This window comes from Sporolactobacillus sp. Y61, assembly GCF_040529185.1.
GTDB lineage: Bacteria > Bacillota > Bacilli > Bacillales > Sporolactobacillaceae > Sporolactobacillus.
Genome location: NZ_CP159510.1, coordinates 466,883 through 489,208, shown reverse-complemented (window position 1 = coordinate 489,208; position 22,326 = coordinate 466,883). Strand labels below are relative to the sequence as shown.

Here is a 22,326-nt window from a genome sequence, read left to right as displayed (position 1 = left end):
GTCCATAACGTATAAAAAGCTTTGAAAACTATTGATAGATAAAGAAATGAACAAAACTCAATTAAAAGAAGCAGCTCAAGTAAGTAGTAATGTCATCGCAAAGCTTGGTAAAGATGAGCCGGTTTCAATTGAAACTCTTGTTAAGATATGTGTTGCTTTAGGCGTTGATATTGGCGATATTATCAGTTTAGAGCAAAAATAATTCAGGAATGAAAGGTTGGGGCTGTTTGCTAGTGGCAGAAAATACTATGGAAATAAACGATAAAGAACAGCCCGGAATGTCAAATCAAGCGCAACAACCATGGAGTCACGCCGTGAGCTAGCTTGCCAGCGCGGCCTCAATAAGCTCGGCGGCGCTAGCATAGCTGAGCGCCTTGCGGTGTTTCTGATTCAGTGCCTCTTGAACCTGAGCAATAGCATCTTTAGAGAAGCCATGTAGTGACTGGCCTTTAGGGATGTACTCCCGGATCAGACCGTTCTGGTTCTCGTTACCGCCTCGTTCCCAGGGTGAATAAGGGTGGGCAAAGTAGACCTGAGGGCCCTTGACTTGATCTAAGAGTTTGAACTCAGAACCGTTGTCAAAGGTGATGGTCTTAAAGAGCTCAGGCTGCTTGTCGACAACGTTTTGAAGATACTTCAAACAGGTGTCAGCGTGGTAGTTGGGAATCTTCACAATCAGTTCATAACGTAACTGTCGTTCAGTTAACGTCAGGAGAGCTGGTTCACTGGCCTGGCGCTTGCCTTTAACCAGATCACCTTCCCAGTCGCCAAAGCGTTTCCGGTCGTTGATGACGTCTGACCGTTCTTCAATTGAGGGGCCAGCCAGGCGCTTATTCTTACATGAATGATTGTGGTGACTGGTTTTCACATGACGCCTCAGTTTGGCCGGCAGATCAATGTTCTTCACGTCTAACCGGTCTTGATCAATGTAGCGGTAAACGGTCGGCGTTGATGGACAGGGCTTGTTTGGATGCGCCTGTTTGAAGACATGGATATAACTGTCCACACTTTCAATCCGCGGACGCCGTTTGAGCGCCTTTGTGAACATCTTGAAGAACAACCAGCAGCGTTCTTCTAAGCCCTTAGAATGGCACTTTTGACGGGCCCGTTCATGAAAGAGCTGGCTGGTGTCAGCGTAGTATCGATAGACAAAGAGGTAGTCATAATTACGCTGTTGAACCCTGCCCCGCCTGATTTCGCAAGAGATGGTACTGCGACTGCGATGAAGCAGACGGCTGATTTCGGCTTTTGACTTACCAGCGTTCAAATACGCTTCAATTGCGCCTCTTTCTTCTGGTGTGAGTTGTTGGTAATGCTCGGCAGTGCTATTCTTAGATTGGGTCATGGAGATTTCCTTTCTTTAGAGTTTTGGCACTTTAAGTTTAGGTCTCCATGGCCTATTTGTGTAATCTTGATGTGTTGCACTTAGATTTTAAATCCGGGGATGCGAAGCCAGTGATATAAAAGTAAAAGAAACCCCCTGCACTTTTTGCAGGGTGGTTTAGACCAAAACGCCGTTTACCGGTGCCAAACACTCCTTCAATGGGGATTCGATTCTTAAAATCTTGTCCTTGAATGGCTTGTCAACTCTTCACCGTTGTTCATCTTTGGACCGCCGATCTTGCTGCGGCATACTGAGGTGATTCCCGCCTTCGCCTGACAGTAGGAGCAGTTTCCCTCTTTTCTATGGCATCGTTATCTCTTTCATTGACCAAAAAGCCTGCTACTTGAACTGTGCATTGGCTGCGTCCGTGCATTAGGATCAATAAAATGCTTAGCATTATTAACTGCTACCGGTGCCTCTCCAAAACCGGTGGCAATCAATTTAACCTTACCAGGATAGCTGACGATGTCACCAGCTGCGTAAACACCTGGTATATTGGTTTCCATCTTTGAGTTCACAATAATTGAATTTTTATCAAGAGTTAATTTCCAGTCTTTTATCGGGCCAAGCTCAGAAACAAAACCATAATTGACAATTAAATCATCAAGTGGCAGCTCCATCTCTCGGTCACCTTTTACTTCGTTAATAATTAATTTTTCAATTGTCTTCCCCCTCTCAACGATCGCTTTTGCTGTGAATGGAGTGGCAATCTTAACGTTGGATTGCTTCATTTGACGTACACTGCTTTCATGTGCACGAAATGCATTGCGTCGGTGAACCACTGTAACCTGGGCCGCTATCGGCTCAAGTGCATTTGCCCAGTCAACCGCAGAATCTCCCCCACCGAGGATCACAACTGATTGTCCAGCAAATTGCTGAATATCATGAACATAATAATAAAGATTGTCATGTTCATAAGATTTCACATTTTCAACTTTGAATAGTCGGGGTGAAAAAGCACCGACACCGGCAGTAATAATTACGGTTCGACTTAAATATTTTTCACCTTTTTTTGTCTGCAGCTCTATTACACCGTTTGGCAATCGCTTTAACTTTTCAACTTTTTGGCCTAAAATAACTGCTGGGTCAAATTGTAAAGTCTGTTTAGTTAAAACACTGACTAATTCTTTTGCCTTTATCGATGGAAACCCTGCTACGTCAAAAATAGTTTTCTCAGGATAGAGCGCCTTCAATTGTCCGCCCACTTGTGGCAGGCTTTCAATCAACCGGACCTTCATTTGACGCAGCCCGGCGTAAAAAGCACTAAAAAGTCCAATCGGACCTCCACCAATAATGGTTGTATCAAATATTTCCTTATTCTCCGTCATAATAATCCCTTCTTCTTTCTTCCCTTGTCACTCGGAATAAATAAGAAATGGAGCATTAATCCCACTGTTCATTTCTATTTAGCAGAATCTGTTGATTTTAGTTTAGCAGTTATATTTGCTGTCTAATGACTTTTTATCTATTCATTCGGGAACAGGGGAAAAAACAATTATTAAAAAACCAGGCTCAGATCTGACTCAACGGAATGTATCCCCGATATTCCGAATTTTTCTACCAGTATATTGGTAACGTTACGCGACAGGAAGGCGGGTAAAGTAGGACCAAGATGAATATTCCTGATGCCCAGATAAAGCAGAGCCAGCAAGACGATAACTGCTTTCTGTTCGTACCAGGAAATATTATAGACAATTGGCAAATCATTAATATCCTCTAAATTGAATACTTCTTTCAGCTTTAGCGCGATGCGGATCAGAGAATAGGAATCGTTACATTGTCCAGCGTCCAGTACACGGGGAATGCCGTTGATATCGCCCAGATTTAGTTTATTAAATCTATATTTTGCACAGCCTGCCGTCAGAATCACTGTATCTTTGGGCAGCGCTTTAGCAAAGTCAGCATAGTACTTTCGTGATTTCATTCTCCCGTCGCAGCCAGCCATTACGACAAATTTCCGGATTGCTCCGGATTTAACGGCATCAACCACTTTATCGGCTAACGCAAACACCTGATGATGGGCGAAGCCGCCGACAATATCGCCACTTTCAATTTCGATCGGCGGTGGGCACTTTTGAGCCTGCGCAATAATTTTGGAAAAGTCCTTTTGTTCGCCAATTTTACCTGGAATATGTTTGCAGCCCGGGAAACCGGCGGCTCCAGTTGTATACAGTCTATCTTTATAGCTTTTTTTCGGTGGGACGATGCAGTTCGTCGTCATCAGAATCGGTCCGCGGAAGCTTTCAAATTCCTCTTTTTGTCTCCACCAGGCATTTCCGTAATTGCCGATAAAATTCGGATACTTTTTAAAAGCTGGGTAATAATGTGCCGGGAGCATTTCTGAATGTGTATACACATCCACACCTGTGCCCTGTGTCTGCTGCAGAAGCATTTCGATATCACGCAGATCATGTCCGGAAATCAAAATGCCCGGTCGATTCCCAACGCCAATATTCACTTCTGTGATTTCCGGATTACCGTAGGCATTTGAATTTGCCTGATCTAGTAAAGCCATACCTTTTACGCCATATTTCCCTGTTTCCAGAACCAAAGCGGTTAATTCATCCGTGTTTAGAGAATCGTCCAGCGTCTTTGCAAGTGCGCTTTGCAGGAAAGTGTCCACCTCTTCATTGTCTTTTAATAAAACGTTGGCATGCCTGCTATACGCGGAAAGTCCTTTCAGGCCGTAGGTGATCAGCTCGCGCAAACTGCGAACATCCTCATTCTTTGTGGAAAGTACGCCCATATGGATGACCCGGCCAATGTTACTTTCTTCGGAATCATCGGAAGGCAACCAGATAGCTGCATCGGGTAGATTTTCTTTGTCTGACAGTTGCTCTGTCAGTTCTTTTCTTTTTTTCAAAGTGGCGGTTATTCGGGCGTGAATAGCTCGTTCATCAAAATTAGCGTTTGTGATCGTTGTAAATAAATTTTCGGTTATTAAATGATTGACTTCGCGACTGATGCTTTTCCCTTCGGCGCGCAGACGCGTAGTGACCGCGGCAATGCCCTTGGTCACATAAACGAGTAAATCCTGAGCGGCAGCCACTGCCGGGCTTTTGCCACATACACCGATTTGCGTGCATCCTGTGCCCCTTGCAGTTTCCTGACATTGAAAACAAAACATTGCATTTTCCATATTATTCTTCCCTCCATTGAGCTTATTTTATCTTGAATTAACCTTATTAAACGGCTTATTCGACACTTGAATAGACTCCGCCGGAGCATCGTCCAGATCCGATAACAGTTCCTCAGGAATTGGCCGGAGACCCTTATTAAGCAAGTCCGTCTTCCTCGGCTTCAAAAATATCGGGTGCAGTGCAGGTATCCTGATTAACAATCGTAAACTTAGAAAACATTGCTGTATCAATTTGTTTGGAGCCGTTCAAAACTTTTCACCTCCTTAAATAGCGAATGTATCACAGAAAGCCTGGATGTTGATGATAATTTTTAATGAAAGCGCTTAATTATTAGGATACAGATGAAATAAGAAAAGCACATTGATCCAGATCAAGTTACACTTACTAAACTGCGATCACAGGTTAGACTGAGCTAGAAAAACATAGAACCAGCAAGGGATAAGGACACTTTTCTATCTTTCAAGTAAAATTAATCGTACCCATTCCAGACCTGTTGGCGGGCTTTTCTTAGAGAATTATCCAGATTTTTTCTTCCTGTTTTAAAGCCAAGTGTTTGCTCCATAATCTGAATCGATGTGTTGATCCTGTCCATCATGGGTGGCTCAATGAATAACACTAGCCGCACGAACCAGACGATTGATAGAATCACTATTTGTAAATCTAATCGCCTTGCTTAATAAGCGGATATTTTCCGCTTAAATGCAGAATCGAACGAGTTTCAGAGCTTAATAAGCGGAGATTTTCCGATTAGCAATGAAAACTCCCCCTTTTCATGTCTTTTGAATCAATAGGCGGAATTCCTCCGTCTATTGAAACTCGCACTCATTCTTTTTACTAAGTTAAGCGGATATTTTCCGCTTCATTTATCGAGCCACCTGGCAGCGATGCCGGGGAAATTTTTTGCGCAACGTCCGGGATCACCTGCCCAACTTTGAAAGGGAAATATATTTTGGCAAACAGTCAATCAGCTCGTTGGTACAAATAAGGTGTTTTTGAAAAGGTGTCCTGGAGAGAAGTTTAGTTTCATTGGCTTTCGGCTGAAAAATTATCGAGAACGAACTGGAGCAAAAAGAACTGATTATTCGGCATCTTGGCTGTGCAGTAACTGGCGCCCTCATTCATATCCATGTACATCGGCATCCTCCTGCGTTATAATTAAGACAATTTCATATGTTAAGTAATCTTTCGGGGCAGGGTGAAATTCCCAACCGGCGGTGATCACGTTTTCGTGCAAGCCCGCGACCCGGTTGCTCTTTTTTGGCAAACGGTGGATTCAGTGAGAAGCTGAAGCCGACAGTACAGTCTGGATGGGAGAAAGATTGCGGCAAGTTGTGTTTCCCGCGTGGGAGACCCGTTTTTCGCTTTCCTTATGAGTCATGCGTGAAAACGGTTTATTTAAGTGAGCACATATTTGTCGTATTCAATTTTTATACACTACCCTGAAGTGATTATTTGCTTCGGGGTTTTTTGATGCCCGAAAAATCGATGGTAAAGGGGGCAGGCATATGAAAGATGCGGAGTTTATGAGCCTGGCGATTCATCTGGCGAAAACGACAGTCGGTCAGACCTGGCCAAATCCGGCGGTCGGGGCGGTTGTTGTCCGTGACGGGAGGATTGTCGGCATGGGCGCGCATTTAAAAGCCGGCGAGGCGCATGCGGAGGTGAACGCACTAACGATGGCGGGGGCCAGAGCTGAGGGCAGCACGCTCTATGTCACGCTGGAGCCATGTTCCCACTTTGGGAAGACTCCACCCTGCGCGGATTTGATTATTAAAAAGCAGGTCAGGCGCGTCTTGATCGCTTCGGTCGATCCAAATCCGCTGGTTTCCGGACGGGGAATTCAGCGCCTGAAGGAAGCCGGTATTACCGTGGAGTCCGGGCTGATGAAAAAAGAAGCAGAGTCGCTTAATCCGGGCTTCTTCCACTACATGACGCATGGGACGCCCTTTGTGACGCTGAAAGCTGCCTGCAGCCTGGACGGCAAGACGGCGACGGCGGCGGGAGAAAGCCAGTGGATCACAGGTGAGGCGTCCAGGCGCGACGGGCAAAACCTGCGCAGCCGGCATGATGCAATTCTCGTGGGTATCGGCACCGTGCTTGCTGATGATCCGCGTCTGACCGTCCGAACGGAAAGCGTCGCGCGTCAGCCGGTCCGCGTTGTTCTGGATACAAAGCTGCGTATTCCGGAACAGGCACAGCTTCTGAATGACCGGGCCGCACAGACCTGGGTCATCACCGGACGAACGATTGATGAGCAAAAAGCGGCGCGTATCCGCAATGACCGGGTGAGTGTCTTTCGCTTGCCGGAAAGAGATCTGCGCATCCAGGATGTTTTAACCTTCCTTGGGGAAAAAGGGATCATGTCGCTGCTCGTTGAAGGAGGGGCGGCGATTCACGGCAGTTTCCTGAAGGCCGGCGCGTTTGACCGGCTGATTGTGTACATGGCGCCGAAGCTGATTGGCGGGCAGCGGGCGGCCCCCGTGATCGGCGGCGACGGTATTGAGCACCTGCGGGATGCCGCCGCGCTGTCCATAGACGATGTTGAAAAAATTGACGGTGATCTGAAAATTACGGCGACCCGAAGGAGGGACTAAACCATGTTTACCGGACTTGTGGAAGAAATCGGGCATGTATCCGCTGTAAAAACAGGCACTGAGGCCATACAGATTTCGATCCGGGCCACACGCATCCTGCAGGATCTGACGATTGGTGACAGCATTGCCGTGAATGGCGCCTGTCTGACAGTTACGGAAAAAATGAGATCCGGGTTCACGGCAGACGTCATGCCTGAAACGATAAAAAGCACGGCGCTGAAAACACTGAAATCAGGTGATCCGGTGAATCTTGAGCGCGCGATGCGGGCAGATGGGCGATTCGGCGGACATTTTGTGACAGGTCATGTGGACGGAGTCGGGCGAATCGTCAGGAGTTATCCAAAAGGAAACGCTCGTTATCTGATCATTAAAGTGCCCGCAGAACTGGATGCCTGGCTGGTTGAAAAAGGATCAGTCGCTCTGGACGGAACGAGCCTGACGGTGTTTGCTATTCAGGACGCCCGGCTGACGGTTGCTTTAATTCCGCATACATCAGACCAGTCGGTGCTTGGACAGAAAAAAATGGGCGATTCCGTCAACGTGGAATGTGATGTCCTGCAGAAATATGTCATGAACGCAGCACTTAAGACTACAAAAACCGCGCAGCATCTGACTTATGGCAAACTGCTTGAGCATGGATTTATCAGTCATTAACGGAGGTGGGGAAGCATGTTTGCATCAATCGAAGAAGCAGTCAGTGATTTGAAAGCCGGGAAAATCATCATCATCTGCGACGACGAAGGCAGGGAGAATGAAGGAGACTTTGTCTGCCTGGCTGATAAGGTGACGCCTGAGGCGGTTAATTTCATGATCACGCATGGCCGGGGGCTGCTTTGCATGCCGCTGGATCAAAGAATAGCTGATGCGTTGAAGTTTCGGCCCATGGTTGACGAGAATACGGACAATCACGAAACGGCTTTTACCGTCAGTGTCGATTCACGAAAAGCCAGAACCGGGATCAGCGCTTTTGAACGTGCGGAGACGATCCGGGCGATCGTAGCCGATCAGGCAAAGGCATCCGATTTTCATCATCCGGGACATATTTTTCCACTGATCGCTCGCGAGGAGGGCGTTCTGAGACGGGCCGGCCACACGGAGGCATCGGTTGATCTGGCCAGACTGGCCGGTGCGAAGCCGGCTGCGGTCATCTGTGAAATCCTGAAGGGCGATGGCCATATGGCGCGGCGGCCGGAACTGGAAGCGCTGGCGCAGACATTTGGCCTGAAAATGATTACGGTCAAGGACCTGATCACTTACCGGCAGCAGCATCACGTGCATCGTGAAGTCAGCGCGGATCTGCCGACGGCGTTGGGCAGCTTCCACATCATCGGTTACTCTGATCAAGGAAAAGAGCATGTTGCGCTTGTTAAAGGACAGGTTGCCGGCGATCAGCCCGTCCTGGTCCGGGTCCATTCGGAATGCCTGACCGGGGACGTTTTTGGTTCGGAACGCTGCGACTGCGGGCCGCAGCTGCACAAAGCCCTGCAGATGATCGAAGAAGCAGGCAAGGGTGTGGTGATCTATCTCCGTCAGGAAGGGCGGGGGATCGGCCTCATTAATAAACTGAAAGCGTACCGACTTCAGGAAGAGGGTGACGATACGGTGGAAGCCAATCTGCATCTTGGGTTTCCGCCCGACATGAGGGACTACGCCGCGGCCGCAGAAATCATTCGCGATCTGGGAATCACGAAGGTGCGGCTGATGACGAACAACCCGGCGAAGATAAAAAATCTGGAGCGGCACGGGCTTCATGTGATCCAGAGAGTGCCGCTTGAGATCAATTCGAACGAAAACAATCGGCGTTATCTGTTCACGAAAGCCGAGAAAATGGGACATTTGCTGCATTTATCAAAATAGGGGAGTGGTATCACAATGGTAGAAGTTATCGAAGGTCATTTAATCGGTAAGGGGCTAAAGATCGGCATCGTCGTCAGCCGCTTTAATGAGTTTATCACAAACAGGCTGCTGGCCGGTGCAGAGGACGCCCTGAAGAGGCACGGCGTCAGTGATGAGAATGTCACGGTGGCCTGGGTGCCCGGCGCTTTTGAAATTCCGTTTGCGGCGAAAAAAATAGCGGAGTCCGGGCATTATGATGCGGTTCTGGCGCTCGGAGCCGTTATCCGCGGTGCCACCTCGCACTATGACTATGTCTGCAATGAAGTCTCCAAAGGGGTCGCCAAAACAAGTCTGGAGACGGGGGTTCCTGTGCTTTTTGGTGTCATCACAACGGAGACGATTGAACAGGCTGTTGAACGCGCAGGAACGAAAGCAGGCAATAAAGGCTGGGATGCCGCGGTCAGCGGAATTGAAATGGCCAACCTGAACCGATCACTGACCGGCGGGAAGATCTGAACCCGCAGAGACTGGCCGGAAAGTAGAATGCACGGAGTCGCACTCCGGCATAAATAAAGGTTTCCATTATCCGGCTCTGGTTGACAATGGGTTGGAATTTGCATAGAGTAAAGATAATGAAACGAACGGAAGGGTGAACCAAGGGCCAATGAAAAACTAATCCTGTTTTTGAAGCCGATAACTGAAGGTCATGAAATGAAGGAACAGAGGTTTTCTGTCTTCATACCTTCAGACGGATGTTCAGGACAGGATTGGTTTGTATCGCTTTGGCCGAAAGAAGGGAGAACCCTTCTTTGCTGTTCGCCGAACTGATGCCTCCTGTTCTGAACTGGGACAGGGGGCTTTTTTCTGTCCCCGGATATGAATGAAAATGGGGATGATGTAATGGTTTTGCTTGAGGCACTGAAGATCAAATATGATGTCAAAGACCGGCTGCTGTTTGACATTGATCAATTATATGTGTACGAACATGATCGCATTGGTCTGGTTGGCCCGAACGGAAGCGGGAAGACCACTCTGCTCAATATTCTGGCGAAAAAGCTTAACCCTGAAGAAGGAACCGTGATTCAGCGGGCATCGTGCGAACTGCTGCCCCAGCTGAAACGGGCCGATACGACCAAAAGCGGCGGCGAAGTAACCCAGGCGTACATTCAGGATGCGCTGTTCAGGGATCCCGAACTTTTGCTGGCCGATGAACCAACCACAAATCTTGATCTGGAGCATATTGAGTGGCTGGAAAAGAAACTGGCTGCCTGGCAGGGGGCACTGATTCTTGTGTCGCATGACCGCGCCTTTCTCGATCATCTGTGCACAACAATCTGGGAGATTGATGACGGCAGGCTGAACGTCTATACCGGCAATTACAGTGATTACGAAAAGCAAAAAGAAGCCAGACGGGCAGCACAGCAGCTCGCCCATGAAAAATATGAGAAAAAGAAACATCAGCTGGAAGAAGCACTGACTTTAAAGACAAGAAAAGCAGAACGGGCGGTTAAGAGCCCCAGAAATCCTTATTTTGCCAAGAAGCAAAAGAAGCTGCAGAAAACGGCAAGCTCCATGAAGACACGCCTGAATAAACTGGAGAAGGTTGATAAAGTAAAAGAGCCCGAACCGGTCAGGATGGATCTGCCCAACGCTGAATCGTTTAAAAACCGGATTATTTTTCGGGTAAAAGATGTTTCCGGGCGGATTGGCGAACGCGTCCTCTGGAAGCGCGCCCGTTTTCTTGTACGTGGTGGCGACAAACTGGCAATTATCGGACCGAACGGAGCGGGAAAGACGACACTGATTAAAAAAATGATCCATCAGGAGGCGGGAATCTCGCGGGCACCCTCGGTGAAAATCGCTTACTTCAGCCAGAAACTGAACATTTTGGATGAGAGTCAGTCGATTCTTGAGAATGTGCGTGTTTCATCCAGACAGAGTGAGACTTTGATCCGGACCGTGCTGGCACGGATGCATTTTTATCGTGACGACGTCGAAAAGCGGGTTGGCGTGCTGAGCGGTGGCGAACGTGTCAAGGTTGCCCTGACCAAACTTTTTTTAAGCGACATGAACACACTGATTCTGGATGAACCGACAAACTATCTTGATCTGGATGCGGCCTCAGCGCTTGAAGCACTGCTTAAAGACTATGAAGGAACCGTGGTTTTTGTCTCGCATGATCGCCGTTTTATTCAAAATGTTGCAACGCGTGTGCTGGAGATACGCAATCAGAAAGTCAGGGTCTTTGAAGGGACGTATCAGCAGTTCAAACATTTCAAACCGCAAAAGAAGCGCGATTTGAAACAGGATCAGCGATTGATCCTTGACACGAAAATCAGCGAGGTGCTCAGCCGGCTCAGCCTTGAACCTTCGCAGGAACTGGAGAAAGAGTTTCAGGATCTTTTAAGGAAGAAAAAGGAGCTCGGACAGTGAGCGCCTTCGTGAGATGAGAAATAACGAATGACTGCTTGAGCCCATTTGACCGGGTGGTGAGAAGCGCCTGCTTTAAGGGTTCAGGTGGCCTGCCGATCGGCTGTTGTGAACCACGGTTTGATGATTGCGCCGACCTGATTGGCGCATGCCGTTCCCGTTATATTTTACATCATGAGCGACAAGGCGTATAATGACTCCAATAACAGAATCATTCTTTATTCGCTTAATCCGTTAGGAGCGGGGGAACCAACTCTGTGATGTCCGCATCACTTGGGGTGAATCCTTTAATGCAGGGACGGGCTACTCTCATGGTCCGAATCCGACAGCTAACCCCGTAAGCGTTAATGAGAGGGTGTGAACGTATGATCGGCAAAATTCGACCATAGAGTTAATCCTCTATGGTCTTTTTGTTGTTCCCTTATTCCATTTTATGGATATTATCATAAGCGAAATGAAACCGGTCATTTAACGCTTTCAACAAAAAACAGTTTTTGCGGGGGAGATCAATAACATTATGGATAATAAAATGACTCAGCGCCTGTCGCTTGGCGGGATGCTGGTTACTTTAGGGATTGTCTATGGCGACATTGGTACTTCACCTTTGTACGTAATGAATGCGATCATTTCGGATGCCGGTCAGATGCAGTATGCTGTACCTGAATATATCATTGGCTCCGTTTCATTAATTTTCTGGACGTTGATGGTCATTACCACCGTAAAGTATGTCCTGATTGCTATGCGTGCAGATAATCATCATGAAGGCGGCATTTTTGCATTATATGCGTTAATTCGTAATCGGTCGGCACGCTGGCTGATCTTTCCAGCACTGATTGGCGGGGCGGCCCTTCTGGCAGATGGTACGTTAACTCCGGCTGTCTCGGTGACTTCAGCTATTGAAGGGCTTAAAGGACAGCATATCGGTTCCTTTACATTCAGTGAGAATCAGCTCGTTGTGGCTTTTGTGGTCACAGTCATATTACTTGCTCTCTTCCTGATTCAGCATTTTGGCACAGCGGCCATCGGACGTTCGTTTGGACCGATCATGCTTCTATGGTTTATTTTTATCGGTGCCGCCGGTTTCATAAGTATGATGGATCATTTAGAAATTTTAAAAGCATTATCGCCGTTTTATGCGATTCAGTTTCTTTTCAGTCCGGTTAATAAAGCGGGTATTTTTATTCTTGGAAGTGTTTTTCTGGCAACGACCGGGCCGAAGCACTTTATTCAGACATGGGCCATGTGGGCCGGAAAAATATTTATGGAAGCTGGCCATTTGTCTCGCTCATGCTGATATTGAACTATATGGGGCAAGGCGCTTGGGTCATGAGTCATTACCAGGATACGGCTTATCGGCATTTATCTGTTGTGAGTCCCTTTTATGAAATGCTTCCGGATCAACTGCGCCTTTCGGCAATTGCCATTGCGACTTTAGCCGCAATCATCGCTTCACAGGCTTTGATCACCGGCAGCTATACTTTGGTCAATGAAGCCATTGGTTTGAAATTTATTCCTCGCATGGTGATTAAACATCCAAGTAATGTGCGCAATCAAATTTATATTTCAACCGTAAACTGGATTTTGTGTATCATTACCCTGGGTATTGTCTGGCTGTTTCAAACGTCACATCACATGGAAGCGGCTTACGGTTTAGCGATAACCCTGACCATGTTGATGACCACGATCCTTTTGTATGCCTTTGTTAAGGATCGGGTCAGTCAGGCTCTTGCCGCGTGCATGGCTCTGTTTTTTGGTTCGATTGAATCGATTTTTTTGCTGGCCAGCCTCGTCAAGTTTACGCATGGCGGCTACCTGACACTTCTGATTACGTTTTTGATTTTTCTGGTTATGGTCATCTGGTACTTCGGGAATAAGCAGCGTGAGAGCTATGAGCGAACAAGTGAAAATGTTTCTTTGCTGGACTATCGAAAGCAGTTAATCCAGCTCAGTCATGATTCCTCAGAACCGCTTTATGCGACGAATCTGGTCTACATGACCAGAGTCGGGGCTCATTACAGCATCAAACGAAAGGTGCTGTACTCCATTCTGGATAAGCGGCCAAAGCGGGCCAAGGTCTATTGGTTTGTGACGGTAAACGAAACAGACTCACCTTATAAAGGCGAATACACCGTAGATATGCTGGGTACGCGTAATATCATTAGTGTGCAGCTCTACCTGGGCTTTAGAAATTCACAGCATGTTAATGTCTATATCCGGCAGATCATCAATGACCTGATTGATCAGAGGCTTATCGACACACAATACCCCAGATACACCACGCTTAAGAATCGCCGCGTCGGTGATTTTAAATTCGTCATCCCAACCGAGCAGTTGATGGATTTAGCGACAGATCCCAAAATGAAACGGCTCGATCGTTTACTGATCGGCGGACGTATTTTCCTGCAGAACATCACGACGTCACCGGCTGTGTGGTACGGCCTGAGATTCAGTGAGGTGGTTGAAGAACCGATCCCGCTGATGCTTTATGATCCTGAAGTTCTGCATCTGAATCAGACAGACGTACGGCATCCTGTGAAAGACACGGAAAAATAAAGACAGCAGCAAGTCTGAAAAACGAAAGGGATGATTGCGGGCCCTCTCGTTTTTTTTGAACGCTTTTCCCCATGGGGAGCAGCCGTGCTTGACGCGTCGGAGGGTGATCAGCAGGGTATTGGCCGGCTGGTGGACGTTCCGGGCAAGCAGTGCCGGCCGGACAGGGATCATTCTGGAATCAGACGGATTTTAGAGCAATGCAGGCCATTTCATATACAGGCAGAGGAAGGATATAATAAACGTGACGGAGGAAAACGGTAATTCACAAGCCGGATAAAGAGAGGATGGAAATAATGGAAAAGACAGTCGACAAAAAACAGACAAAGAAAAGAATTCTGGATGCCTTTCACTTCAGACATGCCTGTAAGCTGTTTGACGCATCGAAAAAAATCAGTGACGAGGATTTTCAGTTCATCCTTGAGACTGGGCGCCTTTCGCCGAGCTCTTTTGGCCTCGAGCCGTGGAAATTCGTTGTGTTACAGAATCAGCAGCTGCGTGATAAACTGGCTGCTGTTTCATGGGGCGCTGCCGACAAACTGAAGACAGCCAGTCATTTTGTTCTTGTTCTTTCCAGGCTGGCCAGCGGACTGCGTGCGGATTCAGATCACGTTCAGCATATACTGAAAGAGGTACAGGGACTGCCTGAAAATATCAGTGGACAGGCGACGAAGACGATCGGGAATTTCGAGAAATCGGACTTTGCCCTGACAGGTGATGATCGCGTCTTCTTTGAATGGGGCTGTCGTCAGGCCTACCTGGCCGTAGCGAATATGATGACCGCTGCGGCAGAAATCGGCATTGATTCCTGCCCGATGGAGGGATTCCCTAAAGCAAAGGTCGAACAGATTCTCAAGGATGAGGGCATCATTAACGGAGACGACTTCGGCATTGCCTGCATGGTGGCCTTCGGATACCGTGCGAAGGAACCAAGACCGAAAACCAGACAGTCGATGGATGAAGTCGTGCAGTGGATCAAATGACTGGAAGAGGCCGTTTCGAACGGCCTCTTTTAGTCCCTGTATAGGGTCGAACCAAACCGAAGTAGTAAGTTCATACCAGGCAGAGGTGAATGAAGTGATCTATCAATATAACATCAGTAAACCAGAAGCGGTAACAGATGAGACCCCGATTCTGATCACACTCCACGGAATGGGAACAGACGATCATGATCTGGCCGGCATTGTCAGTGAATCGCCCGCTCAGTTCGTTCAGATCAATATCCGGGGTGATCTGCGATTCAGTTCCGGTTATACTTACTATCTTCCTGACTTTTCCGGACAGTCCGAGCAGGAGGTGATTACGAAAGTCCTCCGGAAAATAAAAGACAGTCTGTCCGACATCTATGAGAAAGAGAATCTGTCGGCAAAGCAGCCTGTTTTCTTCCTTGGCTTCAGCCAGGGGGCGATCCTCAGCCTGTCCTACAGCCTGTTTTATCCCGATTGTGTGACCGGGGCAGTGATCCTGAGCGGCCGTCTGCCGGAGTTTTTTAAACAGTCTGATGGGGTCAGGGCAGGCAAAACGTCGTTCTTTGTTGCCCACGGTCAGTATGATCCGCTTTTTTCCATTAAAATAGCCCGGGACACCCGCCGCTATCTGCAACAGCATGCATGTAATACATCGTATCATGAATACCCGTCGGCTCATGGCGTAATTCCTCAGGAAGTTGCGGATATTCGGACCTTTCTCCACAGGTTGAACAACAGGTTCTGATTCAGCAGGCTCATTTGGCCATTTCTATAAAAGCGGTTCGTCTGCGGACGGCTCCCTCCAGCTGCTTCTTCAGCTGGAAGAGCCCGCGCTGCAGATCGCGGATCATTTTTTTCGTCTCGCGCAGGGTCTGATACGTCATCGCTTCAGACTCTCTGATCTGTTCATGAACGAACCAGTCGGTAACGAATCCGTCAAAGAAATAATCAGCGAAAGTCAGGAGGCCGCTCTCTTCCAGTTCCCGGGCGGTCAGCACCCGGATATCATGGAGCTCATTTTCAAACAGACGAAGATTGTGCTGGGCTTCATGAATTTCATCGCGGGAATGACGGGCTTCTGTCCTGTTCGTAATCATCATTTCCCCCCTGGCAGGGTCTGCTGCAGAAAGCTGTTTTGTATATTTCAGCGATTCTATGGCTCCTTCCAGTGAGACGCGGGCCCGATCCCCGGCCGCAATGGCTTCTTTATATTTTCTGATGGCAGCCTTCAGAGCGGCTTCGAGCTCAACCATCGCATATAAGGTTTCACTGAGCGGTGAATTTTGGTCCCGGATAAGCTGCTCTTTTCTTTTCATCAGATCCTTATACTGCTGGTCCACATTCTGAACGGAGGCCAGATGGGCTTTGATCTTTTCCAGTTCAAACTGCATATCCTCCGATGTTTTGACCGCTTCCTCATATTTCAGCCGTGCCGCAATGGCCTCACGTTTTTCCTTATCCATTTTCTCAGGATTGCGTCCGGTCAGCAGATAGACCAGCCCCGCGACACTCAGTGAAGTCAGCCGGTCGACATCACGCTGCTCCTTGTCCATCTGCTTTTTCAGGCTGCGGATTTTTACCTGCTCCAGCTTCAGCCCTGCCTCGGTCCGCTCCTGCCTGTCTGTCCACCGGCGCTTGTTAATCTGTCCGGACATGATGGAAGTCAGTTCTCTGTTCAGTTGTTCAAGCATCCGGATTCTCCTCCGGCAATTGGACTTCTTATATACAGGATATGTTCCCTTTATGCGTCCTGTTGCTATTATTTTAGCTCATTTTTATCGGGAAAGGGGAAAAACGGGCAGTTTCTGCAAAACTTGATGGTTGTCAATTTATTCATGGTATAGGCGGTATATACTATTCATGTAAGGGCGGGGATTGACCTGGATGCGCTTCAGGCGGGGACGCCAACGCCTCGCAGGCATCAGGATTTTTTCACGGCCTGTTTCAGATAGAAAATGAAACATTTACTGTTAGGACAAAATCAGGACGGGGGGACGCATCATGAACGTCCATCAATGTGTAGCTGTTGTGCCTTTGTTCAGCCAGCTAAATGAAGAGGATCGGGGGAAAATTGATACTCTGGTCAACAGCCGGGTTTACCAAAAAGGGGAGCAGGTGATTCGTCCCGATGGTGAGCCGCAGCTGATTATTGTTGCCCGTGGGGCTGTGAAGATCTATCAGCTGTCCCATTCCGGGAAAGAACAGCTTCTGCGCGTAGCAGGACCAGGCGATTATGAAGGGGAATCCGCCTTATTTGGCGTGAGAAATGACAGCCTTTTTGGTGAGGCACTGCAGGAAACGGTGATCTGTTTATTAACACACAGGGATTTCGAGAGCTTGTTGCTGACCCATCCGCAGCTGAGTCTGAAGCTCCTGGAAATCAATGCAAAAAAAGCCGTTTCTGCCGAACGGCAGACGCAGTTTCTGATGATGGAGAAAGTGGAAACACGAGTAGCGACTTACCTGCTGAATTTAATGAAATCAGAAAAAAGCGCGACGCTCCATTTGCCGATGAAGATGAAGGAACTCGCTGCTTTTCTGGGTACAACTTCAGAAACATTGTCGCGTAAATTCAGACTGCTCCAGGACGAAGGGCTGATCTCCAGGAAAGGACGGCAGGTGACCATCGTCAGACCACAGGAACTGGGAGCCTTTCATATAGATAAATGAATAGGGCCGGAGTAAAGAAGTCAGGAGATTTCCTTATGGATGTCCTGTTCCCTGCTGTTTTGCTCTTACATACGGTTAATGCCTTTTATGCATCCGCATGGCGACATAGTGGAGGATGGATGCCAGTAACAGATAGGCAAGCAGAACGAATATCGCATAATTGATCCAGAAATTGCTGAGGTTGAGAAAGTGAAGGGCGCTGAGCCCCTGCTGAATGCCCATAACAATCAGTACGGTCAGAGCAAGCATGAAGAAAAGCTCAATATAGCGTTTCAAGAGGAACCCTCCCTGTTTTAATTTTTCCGGGATACGCTGACCCAGTTTCTCACAGTCTGCTTTCTTCGAGTCGGGCAGTTCAGTCATTCCCCAGGTACCGGTACAGACGGCTTCACCGATGCGATGCATGCCCGCAGCGGCAAGAGGGACATCCATTGCCTGAAAGGTACGGTCCGTCGCGCCGGTGATGCAGTTTTCAAAGGTGGGTGTAAAGCAGGAGGTGACCAGGATATAGCTCCGGCCACGCAGCCCGGCAGGCCGGCGTTCTCCCTTCTTAGTGAAAGAGACCAGTTCATGATGCATGCAGTCAAGAAAGTTTTTCATCATTCCGGAGATGCTCCCCCAGTATGTGGGGGATGCAAGAACCAGACAGTCAGCTTCGTGCAGTTTATGACTCAGCTGCGCGATCGCAGGATTTGCTTTCCGAAAATCGGTGAGGCGCAGATCTTCATCTGCAAGAAAAATCGTTTCGACTGTACATCCCTGATGGCCAGCCGCGTCCAGAACGGCCTGAAGCATCTCCGCAGTCAGGCCGTGCCGGTCAGCCGCTCCCAGAATGCCAATCACATGTGTCATGGAAATCACAATCCTTTCTCATACGATAAGAAAGTAAAAAGGCTATGGATCATTGGCTCAGTCAGCATAGAGCCCTGACTGCGCCGGACTTTTCTTCAGACATCATAATGTGCGTGCAGAAATTCAAGCAGAACTTTTGCATTATTGGTCGCGGTATTTTTTGAAGAATAGAGCAACGTGACGTTCCCGTTACGGGCACGTTGCACAAGCTCCTCAAGCGCCTGCTGTTTTTCCGAATCCTCAGCCAGTTCTCTTTCATAGGCCGATTTAAAGGCAGTGAAGTCTTCCCTGTGCTGATGATAGAACTGACGAAGCGACGGGCTGGGAGCGATATCTTTCATCCATTCGTCAAGCTGTGCCCGTTTTTTGGACATACCTCTTGGCCAGAGCCTGTCCACCAGAATGCGCTGGCCGTCCTCCGGGGCTTTTTCTTCATAAATGCGTTTGATTTGTATCATTTCTATTCAGCCTCTGTTTCCTGACATTTTCACTCAAATTATACCATGTATTCCGTCAGGATCACCCGGTGACCCGGCTCACTTGCGGGCAGAGACATGGTGTTCCGGTTTATTGGGCGAGGTGAAAGGGTGATCTGAAATCTGAATGGATTCGGTTGGACAGCCCTCATAAGCGTCATCAAGATCCATCAGGAGTTCTTCCGGAACAGGACGAATGCCCTGATTATCATCCAGAACAGAGAAGGCCAGTCCGTCTTCATCCTCATCAAAGATATCTGGCGCGGCCATCTGGCAGGCTCCGCAGGAAATACATGTATCTTTAGCTACAAGGGTATATTTGTGTGCCTGTATATTTTGCTCATTTTGACTCAAGTTCATGACTCCTTTCAGCTCTGGTTTGTCTCTTGTGAAGACGACGCCTCGCCGGTCTGATTCCATTTCACAACGACAAGGTCGCTGGACTGAACAGCTTTCATTCCATGCAGGTCATGAGCATTTAATCGGATGACGCGTCCGGGAACCAGAGTTTCTGTCTGCCCAGGGGTGGAAAAAGTCACTTTACCTTTGACCGGGATGACAGTCACAATGGCATCCGCGCCTCTGTGTCTGTGTTCGGGAATTTCCTGACCCTCTTTAAGGGAAAGGTGGATAATCGTCTGAGCGTCATCATGATAAAGCAGGTCCTTCATAGATTCACGGGATGTAAAATCAAAAACACGCATCACTTGTATCCTCCTGTTATTGTTATGCCGCCCGATTCAGGGCGGATCGATTTCAATAGATAAGATCTATCTTTTATAATAGTAGACGAGGCGCTATGTGACCTTGATCCAAATCAAATTGACGTGAAAATGACATAAATCACAATGAGAATTCATATAGACAGAGCTGGTTTTACAAAATGAGGAGGGATCGGGATGGTACATCTTTCCAATGACGGATGGCTGGAGGGGTTAACAAAAGAAGAATTGCAGGCTGTCGAAGAAAAAGGCACTTTTCGCTCTTGCCGGCCAAGGGAGACGGTGTTCTATGATGGAGAGAAACTTACAGCTTACTATCTTGTTGTTGACGGATTGATCAGTGCGTATCATCAGAACAGTGAAGGGAAGAAATGGGTAGCCAGCCTGTTTTCTCATGGTGACCTGTTTCCCCATGTGGGTCTCTTGAATCAGGCGCGGACTTACCCTGCGAGTGCGGAAACCATCACGTCCGGGACGCTTTTCCGCCTGTCCCGTAAGGCGATGGCAGAGATACTCAGCACTTACCCTTCTGTTAGGGCGCATCTGGAACAGTTTTTAACGGAGAAAAATCAGGAGCTGATGACCCGTATTTCCGATTCGGTGTTTGGCACAGCGTCCGGACGGCTCGCCGCTTTTCTCAGGAAACTTGTGGAAAAGTCAGGTGTCAGGCAGGCCGACGGACGTTACTTACTGAAACTCAACATGACGGAACAGGATATAGCCGAGTATATCGGTGTGACTCCGGAAACCGTCAGCCGCATCCTGCGGGATCTTTACGATAAACGGGCCGCTGAGAAAGCCGGGAAGGGTAAATTGATCATTCGTCCTGACCGGTTGTAAGGGTTTCTGGATGGATCAGACCCGGCCGCTGTAACTGCAGGTCACATTGGGGAAACGGACCCGGCCTCTCTTCTGATGCTTTTGAAAAATCTGCGTAAGCGCGTCGATGTAAGGCTGCCCTTTCTGCCCTTTCGGCGCGTAAGAGGCGGAAAGATGCCGGCCGAGAAAAGCGTTCAGACTGTAGGAAAGCGGGTGGTCATATTTTCTGACTGCGAACCGACCATTGCGGAAAAAGGTCTGGAACGGTGCGGGGTCTTCACGGGTCCCGCCTGAAAAACCGTGAAACACGGGACAGAATTTCCGGCATACTGACGCGGTTTCCCTGATCAGAGGGGCGTGCGGTACGCGGCTGTTCCAGATCAGGACGACTTTTCCATCGGGCTTTAGTATCCGCCGGCATTCTTCTTTGAACTGTTCCGGATTGAACCAGTGGAAGGCCTGTGCAACGGTAACTAAATCGACAGATCCGGTTTTCAGTGTTGTCTGTTCGGCAGTGGCCGGAACGGATGTGAAGAGCGGGTTTGAGCCAAAGGCCGATTCAGCAATTTGACGCATCTCTGCGTTTGGCTCAACCGCAATGACGTTCAGCCCCTGGTTCAGAAGCTGTCCGGTCAGAATGCCGGTTCCCGAGCCGATGTCGGCGACGACTGATGACGGAGAAAGATGGTTTTCCAGAATCAGATCCCGGACAAAAGTTTCAGGATAATCTGGTCTGAATTGAGCATAGACCTCAGCTTTTCCAGTGAATTTTTCTGTATTTCCCATGGCAGGCACCTCTTTCATGGATTGTTTTCCGGCAGGCCGCAGGTCACAGTACGCCGGCATTTCCCGATCCGTTTCTCTCGCGGCCGGTCAGACCTGTGTGACACGATTATCCCATTGCAGACGGCAGGAATAACTTTTGTTTCAGCAGCTGCTTTTCTTCTCCGGTTAACCCGATCGTCGTCAGATACTTTCCGATATCGCCGAAGGTCTTGAAAAACTGATCCAGCGTCATTTCCATATATTCCATATCTGATCGGCCGAAGTAAGCAGGCAGTTGCGGATCCCGTTTCAGCTGTTCAATAATTCGCGTACGGAGATACGTGTAGGAAATCTGATAATCTGCAAGAATGTCACTGACCGGAACGCCGGCTGCCAGAAGCAGCAGGGCGGAGACGACGCCTGTTCGGTCTTTACCGGCTGCGCAGTGGATCAGAACCGCCCCTTTTTCCCTGGTTATGATTTTGAATATCTGACGCATGGCCGGAAAGTCGGCAATAATTCTGGCGTACAGCGGAGGGACGCCCGCTTTGGATCCCGGGTCCTGATTGCCGATAACAAACGGGCAATGAAAATAATGGAAGCCAGGCGTTTGTGCAAAAGCACTCGGTTTCTTCATGATTTCTTTCTTCGAGCGAAAGTCGATCGCGGCGGTCACCCCTGCCTGTTTCAGAAGCGTGATGTCGTCAGCCGTGAACATCAGTGGGGCATCGCTGCGGATGATCCGCCCGAACCGGGTGATGCGGCCTTCTTCTGCGGGATACCCGCCGAGGTCCCGGGTGTTGAGCGTACCGGACAGTAATATCCTTCTGGAAGGCATAGACAAACTCCTTTTTTCAAGCTCTGAATCAAATGAATGGCTGATATCCATCCGGAAAATCAGTCGTTCTGTTGAATGTACCTTCAATTTGGTCCGCGTTTAAACCATAGAGGCTCCGGCACAATTTTAATACTAGTATAAATCACATGGAAATATAAGTCTGAATTTTATTTTATCTGATGGATTGTCGCCCTTGACTGATAACTGACCAGCGTATATGATCTTGTGTCTGCCGGCTTCAGCCCGGGCAACTGTTTCACTTACTGTAAGGATCTCTGATGT

The 22,326-nt window shown here is 48.4% G+C and carries 21 protein-coding genes, 1 pseudogene and 2 riboswitches; of the genes and pseudogenes, 12 read left to right on the top strand and 10 right to left on the bottom strand.

Annotated elements, in window-relative coordinates:
- Positions 1–31 precede the first annotated feature (31 nt).
- The gene (locus ABNN70_RS02390; protein WP_353948642.1) at positions 32–202 is read left to right on the top strand and encodes a helix-turn-helix transcriptional regulator; all 171 of its coding nucleotides are present in this window, start codon (positions 32–34) and stop codon (positions 200–202) included.
- 117 nt (positions 203–319) lie between these two features.
- On the opposite strand, the gene ABNN70_RS02385 is transcribed toward ABNN70_RS02390, so the two are convergent.
- The 3 genes from ABNN70_RS02385 to hcp form a co-directional block, all read right to left on the bottom strand.
- Positions 320–1,345 (bottom strand): IS30 family transposase, encoded by a 1,026-nt coding sequence (locus ABNN70_RS02385; protein ID WP_353948641.1) that lies wholly within the window; start codon positions 1,343–1,345, stop codon positions 320–322.
- Positions 1,346–1,704: 359 nt separating this feature from the next.
- On the bottom strand, positions 1,705–2,712 hold the full coding sequence (locus ABNN70_RS02380; protein WP_353948640.1) for an NAD(P)/FAD-dependent oxidoreductase: 1,008 nt from the start codon (positions 2,710–2,712) through the stop codon (positions 1,705–1,707).
- 170 nt (positions 2,713–2,882) lie between these two features.
- Positions 2,883–4,523 carry a hydroxylamine reductase gene (gene hcp / locus ABNN70_RS02375; RefSeq protein ID WP_353948639.1) on the bottom strand — a complete coding sequence of 547 codons (1,641 nt, stop codon included), beginning with the start codon at positions 4,521–4,523 and terminating at the stop codon, positions 2,883–2,885.
- 1,178 nt (positions 4,524–5,701) lie between these two features.
- Positions 5,702–5,847: riboswitch (FMN riboswitch) on the top strand.
- Positions 5,848–6,029: 182 nt separating this feature from the next.
- Between hcp and ribD the strand changes: the two genes are divergently transcribed.
- The 9 genes and pseudogenes from ribD (at position 6,030) to ABNN70_RS02330 (ending at position 15,647) form a co-directional block, all read left to right on the top strand.
- Positions 6,030–7,118, top strand: a complete 1,089-nt coding sequence (gene ribD / locus ABNN70_RS02370) for a bifunctional diaminohydroxyphosphoribosylaminopyrimidine deaminase/5-amino-6-(5-phosphoribosylamino)uracil reductase RibD (RefSeq protein WP_353948638.1) — start codon at positions 6,030–6,032, stop codon at positions 7,116–7,118.
- 3 nt (positions 7,119–7,121) lie between these two features.
- The gene (ribE, locus tag ABNN70_RS02365) at positions 7,122–7,772 is read left to right on the top strand and encodes a riboflavin synthase (protein ID WP_353948637.1); all 651 of its coding nucleotides are present in this window, start codon (positions 7,122–7,124) and stop codon (positions 7,770–7,772) included.
- 15 nt (positions 7,773–7,787) lie between these two features.
- On the top strand, positions 7,788–8,975 hold the full coding sequence (locus ABNN70_RS02360) for a bifunctional 3,4-dihydroxy-2-butanone-4-phosphate synthase/GTP cyclohydrolase II (protein ID WP_353948636.1): 1,188 nt from the start codon (positions 7,788–7,790) through the stop codon (positions 8,973–8,975).
- A 15-nt stretch (positions 8,976–8,990) separates the two neighbouring features.
- The gene (ribE, locus tag ABNN70_RS02355; protein WP_353948635.1) at positions 8,991–9,470 is read left to right on the top strand and encodes a 6,7-dimethyl-8-ribityllumazine synthase; all 480 of its coding nucleotides are present in this window, start codon (positions 8,991–8,993) and stop codon (positions 9,468–9,470) included.
- A gap of 384 nt (positions 9,471–9,854) precedes the next feature.
- Positions 9,855–11,387: a Vga family ABC-F type ribosomal protection protein gene (locus ABNN70_RS02350; RefSeq protein WP_353948634.1), complete on the top strand. Its 1,533-nt coding sequence runs from the start codon at positions 9,855–9,857 to the stop codon at positions 11,385–11,387.
- Between the two features lie 210 nt (positions 11,388–11,597).
- Positions 11,598–11,743, top strand: a riboswitch (cyclic di-AMP (ydaO/yuaA leader).
- Between the two features lie 158 nt (positions 11,744–11,901).
- Positions 11,902–13,937, top strand: a pseudogene (locus ABNN70_RS02345) (KUP/HAK/KT family potassium transporter).
- A gap of 30 nt (positions 13,938–13,967) precedes the next feature.
- On the top strand, positions 13,968–14,198 hold the full coding sequence (locus ABNN70_RS02340) for a hypothetical protein (protein WP_353948633.1): 231 nt from the start codon (positions 13,968–13,970) through the stop codon (positions 14,196–14,198).
- A 32-nt stretch (positions 14,199–14,230) separates the two neighbouring features.
- A complete protein-coding gene (locus tag ABNN70_RS02335; protein WP_353948632.1) occupies positions 14,231–14,917 on the top strand; it encodes an NAD(P)H-dependent oxidoreductase in 687 nt (228 codons plus the stop codon).
- Positions 14,918–15,011: 94 nt separating this feature from the next.
- On the top strand, positions 15,012–15,647 hold the full coding sequence (locus ABNN70_RS02330; RefSeq protein ID WP_353948631.1) for an alpha/beta fold hydrolase: 636 nt from the start codon (positions 15,012–15,014) through the stop codon (positions 15,645–15,647).
- Between the two features lie 10 nt (positions 15,648–15,657).
- Here ABNN70_RS02330 and ABNN70_RS02325 read toward each other — a convergent pair whose 3' ends face one another.
- Positions 15,658–16,593, bottom strand: a complete 936-nt coding sequence (locus ABNN70_RS02325; protein WP_353948630.1) for a hypothetical protein — start codon at positions 16,591–16,593, stop codon at positions 15,658–15,660.
- 310 nt (positions 16,594–16,903) lie between these two features.
- On the opposite strand from ABNN70_RS02325, the gene ABNN70_RS02320 reads away from it, so the two are divergent.
- The gene (locus ABNN70_RS02320) at positions 16,904–17,572 is read left to right on the top strand and encodes a Crp/Fnr family transcriptional regulator (protein ID WP_129929303.1); all 669 of its coding nucleotides are present in this window, start codon (positions 16,904–16,906) and stop codon (positions 17,570–17,572) included.
- A gap of 75 nt (positions 17,573–17,647) precedes the next feature.
- Here ABNN70_RS02320 and ABNN70_RS02315 read toward each other — a convergent pair whose 3' ends face one another.
- The 4 genes from ABNN70_RS02315 to ABNN70_RS02300 all read right to left on the bottom strand — a co-directional run bounded on the left by ABNN70_RS02315 (position 17,648) and on the right by ABNN70_RS02300 (position 19,604).
- The gene (locus tag ABNN70_RS02315; protein ID WP_353948629.1) at positions 17,648–18,424 is read right to left on the bottom strand and encodes an NAD(P)H-dependent oxidoreductase; all 777 of its coding nucleotides are present in this window, start codon (positions 18,422–18,424) and stop codon (positions 17,648–17,650) included.
- 95 nt (positions 18,425–18,519) lie between these two features.
- A complete protein-coding gene (locus tag ABNN70_RS02310; RefSeq protein ID WP_353948628.1) occupies positions 18,520–18,882 on the bottom strand; it encodes a DUF488 family protein in 363 nt (120 codons plus the stop codon).
- Positions 18,883–18,960: 78 nt separating this feature from the next.
- Positions 18,961–19,254, bottom strand: a complete 294-nt coding sequence (locus tag ABNN70_RS02305; RefSeq protein WP_256359831.1) for a ferredoxin — start codon at positions 19,252–19,254, stop codon at positions 18,961–18,963.
- Between the two features lie 14 nt (positions 19,255–19,268).
- Positions 19,269–19,604, bottom strand: a complete 336-nt coding sequence (locus ABNN70_RS02300; RefSeq protein ID WP_353948627.1) for a cupin domain-containing protein — start codon at positions 19,602–19,604, stop codon at positions 19,269–19,271.
- A 195-nt stretch (positions 19,605–19,799) separates the two neighbouring features.
- Here ABNN70_RS02300 and ABNN70_RS02295 point away from each other — a divergent pair, with 195 nt between their 5' ends.
- A complete protein-coding gene (locus tag ABNN70_RS02295; protein ID WP_353948626.1) occupies positions 19,800–20,462 on the top strand; it encodes a Crp/Fnr family transcriptional regulator in 663 nt (220 codons plus the stop codon).
- A gap of 15 nt (positions 20,463–20,477) precedes the next feature.
- On the opposite strand, the gene ABNN70_RS02290 is transcribed toward ABNN70_RS02295, so the two are convergent.
- Positions 20,478–21,227 (bottom strand): class I SAM-dependent methyltransferase, encoded by a 750-nt coding sequence (locus tag ABNN70_RS02290; RefSeq protein WP_353948625.1) that lies wholly within the window; start codon positions 21,225–21,227, stop codon positions 20,478–20,480.
- Between the two features lie 106 nt (positions 21,228–21,333).
- Positions 21,334–22,044 (bottom strand): tyrosine-protein phosphatase, encoded by a 711-nt coding sequence (locus ABNN70_RS02285; protein WP_353948624.1) that lies wholly within the window; start codon positions 22,042–22,044, stop codon positions 21,334–21,336.
- Between the last annotated feature and the right edge of the window lie 282 nt (positions 22,045–22,326).